Annotated in this window: 17 protein-coding genes and 1 other annotated feature; of the genes, 4 read left to right on the forward strand and 13 right to left on the reverse strand. The window is 37.4% G+C overall.

Annotation, left to right across the window (positions count from 1 at the left end; translation table 11 throughout):
• Nucleotides 1–3 precede the first annotated feature (3 nt).
• Complete coding sequence (locus AC3EA5_RS16930) at nt 4–510, forward strand: hypothetical protein (protein ID WP_488609379.1); 507 nt, start codon at nt 4–6, stop codon at nt 508–510.
• Between the two features lie 43 nt (nt 511–553).
• Here AC3EA5_RS16930 and AC3EA5_RS16935 read toward each other — a convergent pair whose 3' ends face one another.
• From AC3EA5_RS16935 to AC3EA5_RS16950, 4 genes are read right to left on the reverse strand one after another with little or no spacing between them, the layout of a single operon-like run.
• The gene (locus tag AC3EA5_RS16935; protein ID WP_488609380.1) at nt 554–1,186 is read right to left on the reverse strand and encodes a pentapeptide repeat-containing protein; all 633 of its coding nucleotides are present in this window, start codon (nt 1,184–1,186) and stop codon (nt 554–556) included.
• A 20-nt stretch (nt 1,187–1,206) separates the two neighbouring features.
• Nucleotides 1,207–1,587 (reverse strand): DUF3221 domain-containing protein, encoded by a 381-nt coding sequence (locus tag AC3EA5_RS16940; RefSeq protein ID WP_488609381.1) that lies wholly within the window; start codon nt 1,585–1,587, stop codon nt 1,207–1,209.
• Between the two features lie 57 nt (nt 1,588–1,644).
• Nucleotides 1,645–2,097 carry a GNAT family N-acetyltransferase gene (locus tag AC3EA5_RS16945; RefSeq protein WP_488609467.1) on the reverse strand — a complete coding sequence of 151 codons (453 nt, stop codon included), beginning with the start codon at nt 2,095–2,097 and terminating at the stop codon, nt 1,645–1,647.
• A 2-nt stretch (nt 2,098–2,099) separates the two neighbouring features.
• Nucleotides 2,100–2,567, reverse strand: a complete 468-nt coding sequence (locus AC3EA5_RS16950) for a hypothetical protein (RefSeq protein ID WP_488609382.1) — start codon at nt 2,565–2,567, stop codon at nt 2,100–2,102.
• 106 nt (nt 2,568–2,673) lie between these two features.
• Nucleotides 2,674–2,878 (forward strand) — a binding site (T-box leader).
• Between the two features lie 134 nt (nt 2,879–3,012).
• Here AC3EA5_RS16950 and proS point away from each other — a divergent pair.
• Nucleotides 3,013–4,443: a proline--tRNA ligase gene (gene proS, locus AC3EA5_RS16955; RefSeq protein ID WP_488609383.1), complete on the forward strand. Its 1,431-nt coding sequence runs from the start codon at nt 3,013–3,015 to the stop codon at nt 4,441–4,443.
• 84 nt (nt 4,444–4,527) lie between these two features.
• Here the strand turns inward: proS and AC3EA5_RS16960 are convergent, their stop codons facing one another.
• The 4 genes from AC3EA5_RS16960 to AC3EA5_RS16975 are packed head-to-tail and all read right to left on the reverse strand — an operon-like array spanning nt 4,528 to nt 6,913.
• A complete protein-coding gene (locus tag AC3EA5_RS16960; protein ID WP_488609384.1) occupies nt 4,528–5,547 on the reverse strand; it encodes an STAS domain-containing protein in 1,020 nt (339 codons plus the stop codon).
• Between the two features lie 38 nt (nt 5,548–5,585).
• Nucleotides 5,586–6,011, reverse strand: a complete 426-nt coding sequence (locus AC3EA5_RS16965; RefSeq protein WP_488609385.1) for an NUDIX hydrolase — start codon at nt 6,009–6,011, stop codon at nt 5,586–5,588.
• Between the two features lie 11 nt (nt 6,012–6,022).
• Nucleotides 6,023–6,757, reverse strand: coding sequence for a glucose 1-dehydrogenase (locus AC3EA5_RS16970; RefSeq protein ID WP_488609386.1), 735 nt, complete (start codon nt 6,755–6,757; stop codon nt 6,023–6,025).
• 24 nt (nt 6,758–6,781) lie between these two features.
• Nucleotides 6,782–6,913, reverse strand: a complete 132-nt coding sequence (locus tag AC3EA5_RS16975) for a hypothetical protein (RefSeq protein ID WP_488609387.1) — start codon at nt 6,911–6,913, stop codon at nt 6,782–6,784.
• A gap of 50 nt (nt 6,914–6,963) precedes the next feature.
• On the opposite strand from AC3EA5_RS16975, the gene AC3EA5_RS16980 reads away from it, so the two are divergent.
• Nucleotides 6,964–7,905, forward strand: a complete 942-nt coding sequence (locus AC3EA5_RS16980; RefSeq protein ID WP_488609388.1) for a 3-hydroxyacyl-CoA dehydrogenase NAD-binding domain-containing protein — start codon at nt 6,964–6,966, stop codon at nt 7,903–7,905.
• A gap of 40 nt (nt 7,906–7,945) precedes the next feature.
• Here AC3EA5_RS16980 and AC3EA5_RS16985 read toward each other — a convergent pair whose 3' ends face one another.
• On the reverse strand, nt 7,946–9,613 hold the full coding sequence (locus AC3EA5_RS16985; protein ID WP_488609389.1) for a hypothetical protein: 1,668 nt from the start codon (nt 9,611–9,613) through the stop codon (nt 7,946–7,948).
• Between the two features lie 315 nt (nt 9,614–9,928).
• Here AC3EA5_RS16985 and AC3EA5_RS16990 point away from each other — a divergent pair, with 315 nt between their 5' ends.
• Nucleotides 9,929–10,507 (forward strand): YitT family protein, encoded by a 579-nt coding sequence (locus AC3EA5_RS16990; RefSeq protein WP_488609390.1) that lies wholly within the window; start codon nt 9,929–9,931, stop codon nt 10,505–10,507.
• Between the two features lie 349 nt (nt 10,508–10,856).
• On the opposite strand, the gene AC3EA5_RS16995 is transcribed toward AC3EA5_RS16990, so the two are convergent.
• From AC3EA5_RS16995 to AC3EA5_RS17010, 4 genes are read right to left on the reverse strand one after another with little or no spacing between them, the layout of a single operon-like run.
• Entirely contained in the window at nt 10,857–11,801 is a 945-nt protein-coding gene (locus AC3EA5_RS16995) for a dipeptidase (protein WP_488609391.1), read from the reverse strand.
• Nucleotides 11,802–11,833: 32 nt separating this feature from the next.
• The gene (locus AC3EA5_RS17000) at nt 11,834–12,337 is read right to left on the reverse strand and encodes a GNAT family N-acetyltransferase (protein ID WP_488609392.1); all 504 of its coding nucleotides are present in this window, start codon (nt 12,335–12,337) and stop codon (nt 11,834–11,836) included.
• A 28-nt stretch (nt 12,338–12,365) separates the two neighbouring features.
• On the reverse strand, nt 12,366–12,968 hold the full coding sequence (locus AC3EA5_RS17005; protein ID WP_488609393.1) for an FMN-binding negative transcriptional regulator: 603 nt from the start codon (nt 12,966–12,968) through the stop codon (nt 12,366–12,368).
• 16 nt (nt 12,969–12,984) lie between these two features.
• A complete protein-coding gene (locus tag AC3EA5_RS17010) occupies nt 12,985–13,677 on the reverse strand; it encodes a Type 1 glutamine amidotransferase-like domain-containing protein (RefSeq protein WP_488609394.1) in 693 nt (230 codons plus the stop codon).
• Nucleotides 13,678–13,686: the final 9 nt, after the last annotated feature.

A 13,686-nucleotide genomic window follows, 5' to 3' on the forward strand; every position in this document is an offset into this window, starting at 1 on the left:
CACATGAAATCAATTCTCAAATTTGCAGCCGTTATATTTTTCATCTTATTATTAGCTGCTTTTTATCTTCCCGAAATGAACGATCGCTATCAAACGAAACGAGTTGCGAAAGACGTCTTAAATCATTTAGTTGCACAAGAATTTGACCAGGCATTTGAAGGAATTCATTATTACGATAGGGCGACCGATTTAGAAGCTACCATAACCTATAAAGAAGCACAGAACATTTGGGTTAAACGGATGAGGAAGTTAAAAGAAGATGGTACTTACATTGTTGATTACGATGGGTTGCGTGTTAAATTGGATGACACGTATCCAGAAGGTGAAGTAGATTTAATCCTAATGGAGAAAGGCAAACAAACCGTTAAAAAGAACGTATATTTATGGTTTTTTTATAGTAAAAATGGTTGGGGATTAGGGAACTTTCAATATTACAGTGGTGATCATAACTATGATGAGATAGAGGAATGGGAAAAGGCGCTAAGTGGTCATATAGAGAGTACACTTTAATTAAAACAGCTTGTACACCGTAGAGGGATACAAGCTGTTCAATTTATTCTTTTATGAGAAGTCCGAGTGATTTTGCAAATCCCAAGGCTTGCTCTGTGGACACGGTACAGCCAGCTAACTTATCAACACTAACTGTTACTTGTTCGTATGTACATGAACTCAAATCAATAGTAGCTAAACTTGTTTCAGTAAAGTTTGCCCCATCAAGTTCACATGAATCAAATTCCACTTTCGTAAAACCAGATTCAAAGAAATCGGACTTGCTAAGTGCGGTTTGTTGAAAACGTACATTCTTAAACTGACTAAAGCTAAACGAAGCATAGTTCGCTACACTATCTTGTATAAGAATATGCCCCAACCTACTTTGAGAACATTGCATGCCAACTAGTTTTGACTGGTTAATCTCTAAGCGATGTAAGATAGCGTCCCCCATATTCACGTTGGATAAATCACACCGATCAAACCGACAATCGATGAATTCTACCTGTTCGAATTGCACCCCATCAAACGATACATCTTGAAAATGAATTTGATCAAATGTAATCTTACCTTCAGGTAATTCATTAATCCCCCACGAACGAATGATTCCTCTAGAAATATAACGGTCTTCATCTAATAAGCTAGCAACATCTATTTCATAGAGTTCTTTCGGTAATTTTGGTTTGTCTATTTTCAAGAGAATTCCTCCAGTACGACTTATTCCTCTATCTTTTCAACTCTTTTTGCGCTTGCTTGGCCAGGGTAAGATTCTGCCACGCGGTCAAACTTCACCTTCAAGCGATCATACTGTTTAATTCCATCCAATTGATCAATCGATAAAGAAAACCATATAGCATTTAGTCCTTCATTCAAAAGTTCGTCTGTAGACTTCCCTTCTACTTCTTTTAAGGTAAGTCCTTCAATTAGCAAGACTTTTTGGTCATCTATTTCTACCACAAGACCTTCCATTTCCATTAAATCACTGGAATCAAGTTGATCTAAACTTGTATTAAAAAACCATTGTATTGATCCAAAAGCAAGCACAATTGCTAATAAAACAAGTCCAATGATTAAAAAGACAGCACGTTTTCCTTTCATATGGCTAACCTCCTAAATCTGTATTCGAACAAAAAAGCTGAGAACATACTCTCAGCTTTATAATTCATAACTTAGTCGTATCATATCTCTACAAATTAAACCATTTTCAGATATTTCTTCATCATAATGACGTGTAAAATAATCGAAGTCCACTCCAACAATGCGGAATCCACATTGTTGATACAAACTTAATTGTGGGATGCTAGAATTGCCAGTGCCAATTTCAATTTGTGCATAACCTCGTTTGGAAGCTTCCTGCACAGCAAAGTGAATAAGTTGTTTCCCAAATCCTTTTCCTTGCATTGATTCACTCACAGCAATATTCATGATTTCCACAATTGTTTTAGCCGTTTCTTTTACAACACAAATAGCGATTATTTTTTGCTCTAGCTCTCCTACATAAATAACAGCATTTTTGACATACTCCTGCACGATGAGACGAGACGGGTCAGCTAGTAAAAGTAAATCCCAAGGTAATTTTTCATCGTTTGTTAACGTGCGGATGTTCATATTCATTTAGATGAAGTGCGAAACCCTTCGCCTAACAAATACTCTTCAGCTTCATCATATGATTCATAGCTCTCTTCTAAATTGATGCCATGGTAGATGTTCCAAAGTGTATCTTCGTGTATAAGCTTCAATTCTTGTCCTTCTCTGTTATTCCACACTTGTTCTTCTACCTTCTCTTCTTCAAAGACTTCTTCCTCAGAAAGAATGCCAATTGAATCTCTAATCATCTCACGAAGTTCTTCTTCAGATGCTTCACGAATGTTCAGCATGCCCTTATTATCCGCATTGTATTTCTTTAAATCTCCAACAAACACAAAACCATTGCCGTTTGGATGTAGATGATAAATAACTGTTTTTTTATCATACAGACTTCCCTCAAAATGATAATTCACACGTTTTAGGGAAACGTCTTTTTTAGTTAGTTCAGGAAATGATTCTATAATTGCTGTTTTTTCTTCAAATGTTAGCATAATGCGCCTCTTTTCATAATGTATCTTTGGGTAATTATATCACATCAGACTTCAAAAAATTAATTGACAGTGTGAAACATTACCGGCTATAATCACACAAATATAGTTTTAAACGTTGATAAGGACTAGTAAAGATGAATGTGTTTTTTTAGAGAGGGAGTTGTGTGGTGAAAGACTCCTAAAAACCAGCTCTTGAACCTGCCTTTGAGTTCGATGTCGAAAGATAGTCGCGGCGACAGTCGTTATCATGTAAGAGTGTGAAGCTTTGCTTCAAATGAGGGTGGTACCGCCATGTGAAATTGGTCCCTCGTTTGTAGCAAGGCTTTTTTGTTTTAATGGATTGGCAAAATTTCCGTTTGTTTCAGTTTTAGGTGTGTTTAACGCCACCTTCTACTTCAATTTTTAAAAAACAAAACGGAGCTATTCTAAGAAAGAGGTGTTTTCTATGTCAAAAGAGTTCGTGAAAAGTATTACTGCAATGGATGATGATTTTGCCCAATGGTTTACAGATGTAGTAACAAAGGCTGAATTAGCGGATTATTCTACTGTTCGTGGATCAATGATTATTCGACCATATGGTTATGCCATTTGGGACAATGTTAAAAATGCTTTGGATGGACGCATTAAGGCGACGGGTCATGAGAATGTTTATATGCCCCTTTTCATACCAGAGTCTTTATTACAAAAAGAGAAAGATCATGTTGACGGTTTTGCTCCTGAGGTGGCTTGGGTTACGCATGGCGGCGACGAGAAACTTGCTGAACGTTTATGTGTACGTCCAACATCTGAAGTATTATTTTGTGAGCATTTCAGCAACATCATTCATTCCTACCGAGATTTACCAAAGCTTTATAACCAGTGGTCGAATGTGGTTCGTTGGGAAAAAACGACGCGTCCATTCTTACGTACGCTTGAATTTTTATGGCAAGAAGGACATACCGCTCATGCCACTGAAGAAGAAGCTCAACAAGAAACATTACGTATGTTAGATGAATATGCAGCATTGTGTGAAGAATGGTTAGCCATTCCAGTAGTTAAAGGGAAAAAGACGGAGAAAGAGAAATTCTCTGGTGCTAAATCGACTTATACGATTGAGACTTTAATGCATGATGGGAAAGCTTTGCAATCAGGAACTTCTCACAATTTCGGAGACGGATTCGCACGTGCGTTTGACATCAAATATCTAGACAAAGAAGGCAAACAACAATATGTTCACCAAACATCTTGGGGTTTTACGACTCGTATTATTGGAGCAGTAATAATGGTTCATGGGGATGACCGCGGTTTAGTAATGCCACCAAAAATCGCACCAACTCAAGTAATGATTGTACCGATCGCTCAACACAAAGAGGGTGTTTTGGATTATGCATATTCCTTAAAAGACAGTTTACAGCATGTTGCCCGAGTTGAAATTGATGGAAGTGATAAGAAACCAGGGTGGAAGTTCAACGAGTATGAAATGAAAGGCATTCCAGTTCGATTAGAGGTTGGACCAAAAGACATCGAGAAAGGTCAAGTTGTCCTGGTACGCCGAGATACTGGAGAAAAAATCATTGTTTCAACTGATGAATTACAAACTAAAATCCCTTCCCTGTTAGAAGAGATACAACAAGATTTATTGAAAAAAGCATTAGATCATCGTGAAGAAAATACGTCTATAGCCACTTCCTTCGACGAATTTAAAGACCATTTAAATAGAAAGCAGGGCTATATAAAAGCTATGTGGTGTGGAGATGTTGCTTGTGAAAATCTCATTAAGGAAGAAACGACTGCCACGTCACGATGTATTCCTTTTGAACAGGAAAGTCTTAGTGAAACATGCGTATGTTGCAATAAACCAGCAATCGAAATGGTTTACTGGGCAAAAGCATATTGATCACATACGTGAAGACTCACTTCTAATTAGATAGAAAATAGGGGTTTCCAAAAGTCATCTTTCACACTTTTGGGAACCCCCGTTTTATATTATTTTACGTCCCATTTGTCCTAGAGCGTAATAAATACCATGTTGTAAAGATTGGAAACAGTCGAATTTAGATAAATTGATGTCTGAGTTAGATATGACGATACTTAGTTCTGCAGAAATTCCAACAATAATGGTTTTTGTTCCAATCAGTGTTGCTGCAGAACCAATCTTTTCAAGAAGGCTAGCAGTATGTTGACTAATGTCTTTATCCAGCCCTGTTAGGTCTAAAATAAGATAGTTCGCCTTGTGTGAAGGCAGATTTTGCAATGTCTTTACTAACAGCTCTTCTGAGCGCTCTTCGTCATATTTCCCGAGTAATGGCACGACCACTACACCATCAAAAACAGGGATAATTGGTGAAGAAAGTTCCTTTACAAGTTCTTTTAGCTCTCGCGTTTTTTCTTCTACAATCGCTTCTAAATGACGAATTTGTTCTGATTCTTTTTTACGTGCAAGTTGATGAATATTATGGGTAACTGAAACCTTCGAAGGGAAGTAGTCAACTACACTATATTCATGACCCTCTAATTGATACTGTCTTACTTCATACCACATATTTGTACCAAGAAGCCTTGAAAATATACCTGCATAATGTGCAGGTAGGAATTTTCCACCCGTTGTTTTTCCTTGTGCTTCATTAATTTTATGTTCCCAACTATCCTTAAGATTAGCGGTAAGTGTTTTTGCTTCAATATCTAAATTATGAATGGTTGTTAGACCCCAACCTGCTGAGGCATATGTATTTGTGATTAAGTTTGCTGCTTCACGAATACCTATGTCACTCATGTTTTTAAAATATTCTCCAACCACTATCCCCTGACGAAAGCCAGTTGCTTCTAAAACCAAATTTGTTGCTTCTTCGCCTGAAATTTCTTCAATTGTATCGAAAAATGTTTTCATAGCACTGGAAATCCAAAAAAGGACTGAATCTTGTCCTTCAAAAATAAACTTCCCTTTATCTAATTCCCATTCAAACTGAAGGCCACCAATATTTATATTCGAATATGTGCTCAATTAATTAATCTCCTCTTTGTAAATAGTTTTCAGTCCTATCAATTCGAAACATTTGCGGCGTCTTTTAATAACTTTTTTAAAAACTCTGTATCATCAGGATAACTCATCGGTAAAGCGTCTAATTCATCTAGTGATTTCCACGCTACTTCTAAAATAAGTTCATCTGGATCTTGCACGGTCAATTCGCCATGTACGATTTTTACTTGAAAATAGTGTAATTCAAAGGTAATCGCATGTTGTTCAACAGAACCCTCTTTATCAAGAATTCTTGAGATGACTTCAACTTGTAAACCTGTTTCCTCTTCCATTTCTCGAACACAGCATTCTTCAAATGTCTCATTTCCTTCAATTCCACCGGATGGAACACTCCACTTAGCTTCTTCATCTTCACCAGCTTGAAGAACCATTAACACTTGATTTTGCTCATTTATACAGACGCCTGCGGCACCTTTCCAATGAAACATCGTTAACCTCCTTAATGTTCATAAATCATTTTTCGAGTCATCCCGCCATCTACTACGAGATTAATGCCTGTCACAAAATCGTTTTGAGGATCTGTTAAATACAGACAAGCCTTTGCAATATCCGATGGTTTACCCACACGTTTAGATAAATGTTGTTCATGATCAATATCGCGCAAATCATTGTAAGCTGTCGTTTCAATCCAGCCAGGTGAGATCGCATTCACAGTAATTCGATGTTCTGCAAGTGAGGTAGCAAGTGCATGCGTGATTGCTACAATTCCACCCTTTGAAGCCGCATACGCTTCCGAATTGGGTTCAGACATAATTGCTCTTGTTGAAGCAATATTGACAATGGACCCGCCACTTTCTTGTTTCCCCATATATACAGCAGCTTCTCGTGAACACAAGAAAACACTTCTTAAGTTTGTGTTAATTACGTCATCCCACTCATCTAATGATAGATCAAACAAGTTTTTAAACTCACTCTTTCCTGCATTATTAATGACGATATCAATTCGACCAAACTGTTTAACTGTTTCTTCCATTAATTTCTTTATATCTGATTCTTTTCGTACATCCGTTTTAATAAATAGACTTCCAACCAATTGTTCACTAATTTCTTTTCCAAGTTTTTCATTCACATCTGCTAGTACAACTTGAGCACCCTTTGCGATATAAGCTTCAGCTACACCGCGACCAATGCCTTGAGATGCTCCTGTAACAATGACAACTTGTGCTTGTACCATTCTGAAACCTCCTTAAAATTAACCCTACCGAGTCCACCATTCATTCACGATAATGATGATGATAACTACCGCAAACGCAATGATATAAAACCATTCTGGTACTCCACCAAAACCAACCATTACAACCACCCTATCTGTATGACTAAATTCACACATCTTCTTCCCTTATGATACCATTAATTTAGATAAACTTAGGAGGATCAATCATGACAAAACTTCATGCTGATTTAGAACGATTTAATCCAGTCACAGTAATAGGGGCTGGAACTATTGGTCTTTCGTGGGCTACCTTATTCTTAGCACACGGTTTAACCGTCCGAATATATGATCCGAGAAGTGATTTACAAGAAGTGGTTGACCAACATTTTCAATCGATAGGGTCAACATTAGACTTGTTGGGACTACCTTCAACGGGATTTATGGAGAAATTGACTTTAACTAGTAACCTTCAATTAGCTGTAGAAGGCACTTCATTCATTCAAGAAAATGGACCTGAAAAACTTGAACTTAAACAACAACTCTTTGCCGAAATAGAAACGTATATTGGCCCACACGCCTTATTAATGTCTTCATCATCCACATTACCCGCAAGTGAGATTTCTGCCAAAATGAAAAACAAAAGTAGAATGCTAATCGGTCACCCATTTAACCCACCATTAGTCATGCCATTAGTAGAAGTGGTACCGGGTTATTTCACATCGAAAGAAGCTATTAAAGACGCTATGGCTTTTTATATTGCACTAGGAAAAGCTCCACAACTTATACAAAAGGAAGTGTTCGGTTTCGTGGCCAACCGATTACAATTTGCTATGTTGAGAGAGGCCATGTACTTAGTGGATGAAGGTGTCGTCGCAATGGAAGATGTTGATGAAATCGTCAAAGATTCGATAGGGTTGAGATGGGCAGCTGCCGGACCGATGCTTGGCATGCATTTAGGTGGTGGACAAGGCGGAATGGAAGCTTTCATGCGCCATCTTGGACCTACAATGGAGAAGAGCTGGGCTGCGCAAGGTGATTTAATGTTAAATGAAGAAACGATTCAACGTTTAGCCCAAAAATCACGAGATTCTTATGGAGCTTCATCCATTGATGAACTCGCAAAAACACGTGATCAAAAGCAAATGGCCATCTTAAAAACGCGCATTTAAAATAGAAAGGCTGTCTCCTAATATTGGAGACAGCCTTTGTTTATTCTAATCCATTTATCGTTAATTCTTTGACTGGTAAGAACAGTTCACCTGTATTTAAATATGTGACATTGACGACATCTTTTACTTCTAAATAGATTGCATAAGGTGCCACTTCTGTTGAAACAATGTAGTTTGTTCCATCCGTTAATCGGAAGGAAACAATCGTGAAATCTCCAACACGTTCTTTGTATACACGGTCAATCGTTCCATTCGCTGTTGCTTCCTCAGCACTTGAACTTCCATCCACACTACTTCCACCCCGTTGCAAAGCCGTCTTATATAGCTTCAAAGCTTCATTTGGCGTATTTCCATAAGTAGAAATTTCAGGATTAGCTGCAGATACGATAAAGTAGTTTTGCAAAAACCCATTTGCATCAAGTACAGGTGTTAACCAGCTTGCCTCTCCATAGAAGTTATATAGAATCGGCATTTCACCAAACCATTTTTTCTCGATGAATTTTTTCTCAACGATTTGCAAAGCTCCAGAAGAATCCATATAGGAGTCTTCTAAATTACCTGTATAATAAATGGCTTCTCCAGTTCTAGCATCCGTTAAGGAATAGCCAAGCATAGAATCTACACCTTCTTTTGGACTCGTAAAATCAGTGAAGTAAAACATAGAGCCTTCTTCGTTAAAAATTGGGCTGACATTCGATTCTGTTCCCTCATCTGACGGGATTTTGACATCCTTCTTACCAAATAAACTATTCCAAAAACCATGTACATAATTACCAAAATAAGAATTTTGTACACTCACCACTTCAGGGGATACGGCTCCATCGATAAACGACGGAACTTCTTTCAATGAATAAGATTTCACATCACCAGATTGTGGATTTACCACTGCTACTCCAGTCACTTCAAAGCCATTTCGTGCAGAAATAAATTTCCCATATGAACGAATATAATGTGGCTTTCCTTCATCATCAATTTCCAATTGCATATCTCCATAAAAAATGGTTTCAGGTAACGCTAAACGTAAATGACGTGCTACATTCTTATGAAAGAATGACGAAGGTGTATACGTCATTTCAGCATCCTTAAACTTTGGATTGTCTGAAGAATCTGTTGCACTCATTGTAAAATATCCTGGTGTCGTATCTCCATTCATCCATTTAAAGAAACCTGAGAATTCGACAGGTGCAATATAAACAAATTCTTCATTCACCTTTTGAATTTGCAGTCTTCCTAACTCGTAATAACTCGTATTCGGCACTTGACCGAATGCTTTTTTCATTTTATTACGTGCAAATTGCGGAGGTACACTTGCAGGTGTTTTTGTTTCGTCAAATGCTTCAATCTCTACTTCTTGATCCATAACTGCTGAATCGAATTTTTCATTCGCATTAAATAAAACAGCACTTAATATATATGCTCCAAACGCGAGAGCCGCAATAAATAGAACGCCTTTGACAAGTTGCTCCTTCCCTTTAGATACAAAGGCACCTAGGCCAGTAGCTAAAATGGCAAGTGGCCATAGAGCTGTCAAATTCCGATCTATATTTGTTACGTAGTAAAACAAAAATATGACAATTGCTAATACGATTGTTGTGCCAATCAATCCTGCTACAATTCCTTTTTTCTTTTCTGTTTGCAACGTCAGTGGCACAATCAGTAAAGTTGCAACAACTGCTATGACAACACTATAAAGTAGGGTTAATCCCATATAAATTCCTCATTTCTTAGGTGTACTAGTATTACTTACGGTTTCGCATGTAAAAAGTTTCAGATCCTCATTCGAAAGCATCCTATACAACAAATGGATCAAGCTATATCCTTGCTTATCTATTGAATCAATTTCATAAATCGTTTTTTTAAAAAAGTGCAGACTACTTTGCATATCATTTTTTACGTTATGAATGTTATAAAAAAGTTTCACACTTCAACTAATTCTGCCTGCGGTAAAATTTTAACTCTTATTTCACATCATCAGAACGAATAATACATAAGTTAAATACATGTCCTATTTCGGAGGGTTAGTATGTATTTATTAAAGAAAGGTATGATAATAGTCGTCGGTAGTATCTTTCTATCATTAGGCATAAATCTTTTTTTGATACCCTATGAAATTTTGGATGGGGTAATTATTGGTATAGGACTAGTCCTTAATTATATATGGGGACTTAAAGTTGGCCTTATAATTATGTTTCTAAGCATGCCAATATTTATTATTGCTTGGTTTAACTATAGAGATTATTTCTACAATAGCTTACATGGAATGGTTATTTCTGCATTTTTTATAGATATTTTAAAACCTATGGATTCACTACTACGTATTGATGCAGTATATAGCTCAATCGTAGGTGGAATCTTAGTGGGTCTTGGGATTGGGTTGATGTTGCGATATAAAACAAGTACTGGCGGCACAGACCTTATAGCACAGTTCCTTAGTGACAAAATAGGTATAAATGTGGGCATCCTTATTTTTATAATTGATTCAATTGTTGTATTATGCGGATGGCTTTTCCTATCCTCTGATACTCTCTTTCTCTCAACTATTACAATTCTTGTTGTGGGATTAACAACAAGCTTTTTAAATAGGAATGTTGTACATACATGACCCTCCTAATGAAACTTCATTATATAATTCCCCTCTTCCGTCCACTCTGTTTTTTCATGTCTTACAATTTCCCCAACAACTTTATATCCGTTTAGATATTTTTTTAATTGACTATCTTGGCTTATTAAATTCATATTCAGAGGTAATAATTGAATCTCCAGAACAAGATGTTTCAGTAATTCTTTTATCAAGATGCTGGAAATAAAATGTTCGTATTATTTAATAGTGATAAACTCTACAGACGAATACGCGAACAAAGAATTAAACAATCAAGTTTTATATGTGAAATTAGATAAGAAATATGATGAAATAAATTCCCCCAAAACATTATTAAGCAAAAAAGTGATCGCTAGCTAGTAGCAATCACTTGTTGAATATAGTTTTTAAAATTATTTGCTGCAATTCCTCGAATTTGATCATCATCAAAGTAATCTTTTAAAGCATTGATGACACGTTGCGTTTTACTCGCATCTTGCAAATCTTCAATAAATACAGATATACCATCAAAGTCTGATCCTAAACCAAGATGTTCAACACCAACGATTCTCGCCAAATGTACAAAATGACGCATAAAGTCTTCAATGGTAACAGATTTCACTTCTTTTTTGATGAACAAAGGATAGTACACAAGATGAATGTGTCCACCATTGTCAATTAAAGCCTTCGCTTGATCATCAGTTAAATTGCGGGGGTGATCGCATAGACTGCGAGCATTCGAATGACTGGCTATGACATGTTTCGCTTCCTTTACTACATCCCAAAAAGACTGTTCATTTAAATGAGAAACATCGATAATGATGTTTCGACTGTTTAACAACTTTACTACTTCATGACCAAATGGAGTTAATCCTAAATGGGAAGGTTCGTTTGCTCCATGTGCCACTGCATTCGCTTGGTTCCATGTTAGACCAACTAGTTTTACACCTGCATTCAATAAAAGCTCTAACTTTTCAAGACTTTCACCGATCATATCGACACCTTCAACTGTGAGGACTGCGCCAATTTCTTGATTACCAAGTTGATCGAGTTGTGACCAATCCGTTATATGAATGATATCAGGATTTGGTGCAAGAATATGGGAGTGAAATAACTCTATTTGTCTAATTGCCGACATGAATTTCTCTGCAGGAGACAAGTCTGCCGCAACAAAAATAGCAAAAAACTGGACATTTACTTTACCGGCTAGGAGTCTCTCTTTATTCGCTTGAAGGGAAGGATCGTTATGAAATGACACAGGTTCTTCCATAATCGATAATTTATATAAGACGTCACAATGTAAATCAATTACGTTCATTTCATTCCTCCAAAGTACTTTTTTCAATCTCGTTAGAATAGAAGATGCATATACACTTCATCAACATAACTCGAGCCTGATTTCATAGCATTCTGTTCGACCCCAAAAGATACGAACCCTGATTGCTCATACAATCGAATAGCTGGTTCATTAGAAGAAACGACCGTTAGATTAATTTTTTCTACACCTGGCCATTGTTTAGCAAAAGCAATTACGTCTTGTAATAATTTTGCCCCCACTTTTTGCCCACGAATCTTTGGCGTTACATAAACAGCAAATAGATTGAGTCGATGTTTTAACTTTGGTGCTTGTTCTGCAGCAAGTGTCATTGTTCCAACCAATTCTTCACCAATGAAAGCTCCGATTGTCGCACTTTCTTTTGAGTCTAAATTATTTCCTACTCGAGTTAATGGATTCGCGCGAGCCATTGCATCTTCATAAGTTGTTGCAAATGCTTCTGGATTTTGTTGTAGAGCTTCTAAACGTAATCGCCAATACTCTGACGCATCGTTCCCCGTTAATTTTCGTATCTCCATGCTAATGCTCCTTTTAATGAATGAACGATTAACGCTCCATCCACTTGGCAATCGATTGTTCTTGGGGTTTATCCGTATTATGTAAGGCGGTTATTACCCGCTCCCGTCGTTCCTTGGAATGGTTTTGGCTCAACTTCGCTTTCCCTTCCATCTGTTCAATGGAAATCGTAAAGCCGACAACACCTTTTGAAAGGTTTGCAATCATATCGTCTTCTACATCGTCCAACGTATAATTACTCGCTGGATCCTCGTATTTTTCCGTTAAATCAATCATTGATTGCCAAAGACGCGGATCCTCTTCATTCATTATATGTACCTTCCCTTTCACATGAACCGTAACATAATTCCATGTGGGTACGGTATTTTGAGTTTCGTACCAGGAAGGCGAGATATAACAATGTGGACCTTGAAAAACGGCGAGTACCGACTGGCCATCAAGGTCCTTCCATTGTGGATTACCTTTAGCGAAATGTCCCACTAAATGATGTCCGTCATTGGTTAATAAAAGAGGCAATTGTGTTGCACAAGGTTCTCCCTCATTTATGGAAAAGAGAGTAGCGAAGCCAAATTCATCAATTACCTCTACCATTTCCTTGCGCTCCGTTATTTTAAAATAAGGAGGAATATACATAGCGAAACCTCATTTCTTAATCCTCAGCACCTAAATATCTCGTTGAAAGTTTTGTTTCTTTTTCTGTATCCACTCGATACCCTGCCGCTTCTGGTCGTGAGCTTACAACTGTATGCAATTCTTCATCGATGAAATGAAGTGCTACTCCATCATCTGCTGCATACCCACTACTAATCTTCCCATCACGAATAAATGCCTGATACGAAGGACGACGGTCTTCTTCGCCGTCATAATGTGGACTGTGACTGCCTCGAAGAATCCCTAGACAAGCGATTGGTTCGAGCCCTGTGCCATATGAATCGGTTATTCCTTCTTCAAACCAACAAAGAGAACCCGCACTCAATCCTGCTAGAATTGTTCCGTTATCATATGCTTGGCGAATAATGACGTCTAATTCCCATTCACGCCATAAAGCCATTAAATTTTTTGTATTCCCGCCACCAACATAAAGAATGTCTTGTTCCATCACGAAACTTTTAATGTCTCGTGTATGAGGTTTGAATAATGACAAATGAGTTGGTTCACAATTCTCTCCTCGAAATGCGTGATAAAACCGTTCAATGTATCCTTCAGCGTCTCCACTAGCAGTTCCAATAAAGCAAATCTTTGGTTTATCGCTCTTACTTTGACTCAAAATATATCGATCCAATAAAGGATTTTCTGGTTCCATTGAGAAACCGCCACCACCTAAAGCAATAACCTGTCTCATTTACATTCC

Source organism: Paenisporosarcina sp. (assembly GCF_057785155.1).

Bases quoted from the DNA above. Each gene is read 5' to 3' on its own strand.
- AC3EA5_RS16930 (WP_488609379.1), top strand. From the start codon at position 4: ATGAAATCAATTCTCAAATTTGCAGCCGTTATATTTTTCATCTTATTA.
- AC3EA5_RS16940 (WP_488609381.1), bottom strand. From the start codon at position 1,587: ATGAAAGGAAAACGTGCTGTCTTTTTAATCATTGGACTTGTTTTATTA.
- AC3EA5_RS16945 (WP_488609467.1), bottom strand. From the start codon at position 2,097: ATGAACATCCGCACGTTAACAAACGATGAAAAATTACCTTGGGATTTA.
- AC3EA5_RS16950 (WP_488609382.1), bottom strand. From the start codon at position 2,567: ATGCTAACATTTGAAGAAAAAACAGCAATTATAGAATCATTTCCTGAA.
- proS (WP_488609383.1), top strand. From the start codon at position 3,013: ATGTCAAAAGAGTTCGTGAAAAGTATTACTGCAATGGATGATGATTTT.
- AC3EA5_RS16965 (WP_488609385.1), bottom strand. From the start codon at position 6,011: ATGTTTCATTGGAAAGGTGCCGCAGGCGTCTGTATAAATGAGCAAAAT.
- AC3EA5_RS16970 (WP_488609386.1), bottom strand. From the start codon at position 6,757: ATGGTACAAGCACAAGTTGTCATTGTTACAGGAGCATCTCAAGGCATT.
- AC3EA5_RS16975 (WP_488609387.1), bottom strand. From the start codon at position 6,913: ATGTGTGAATTTAGTCATACAGATAGGGTGGTTGTAATGGTTGGTTTT.
- AC3EA5_RS16980 (WP_488609388.1), top strand. From the start codon at position 6,964: ATGACAAAACTTCATGCTGATTTAGAACGATTTAATCCAGTCACAGTA.
- AC3EA5_RS16985 (WP_488609389.1), bottom strand. From the start codon at position 9,613: ATGGGATTAACCCTACTTTATAGTGTTGTCATAGCAGTTGTTGCAACT.
- AC3EA5_RS16990 (WP_488609390.1), top strand. From the start codon at position 9,929: ATGTATTTATTAAAGAAAGGTATGATAATAGTCGTCGGTAGTATCTTT.
- AC3EA5_RS16995 (WP_488609391.1), bottom strand. From the start codon at position 11,801: ATGAACGTAATTGATTTACATTGTGACGTCTTATATAAATTATCGATT.
- AC3EA5_RS17000 (WP_488609392.1), bottom strand. From the start codon at position 12,337: ATGGAGATACGAAAATTAACGGGGAACGATGCGTCAGAGTATTGGCGA.
- AC3EA5_RS17005 (WP_488609393.1), bottom strand. From the start codon at position 12,968: ATGTATATTCCTCCTTATTTTAAAATAACGGAGCGCAAGGAAATGGTA.
- AC3EA5_RS17010 (WP_488609394.1), bottom strand. From the start codon at position 13,677: ATGAGACAGGTTATTGCTTTAGGTGGTGGCGGTTTCTCAATGGAACCA.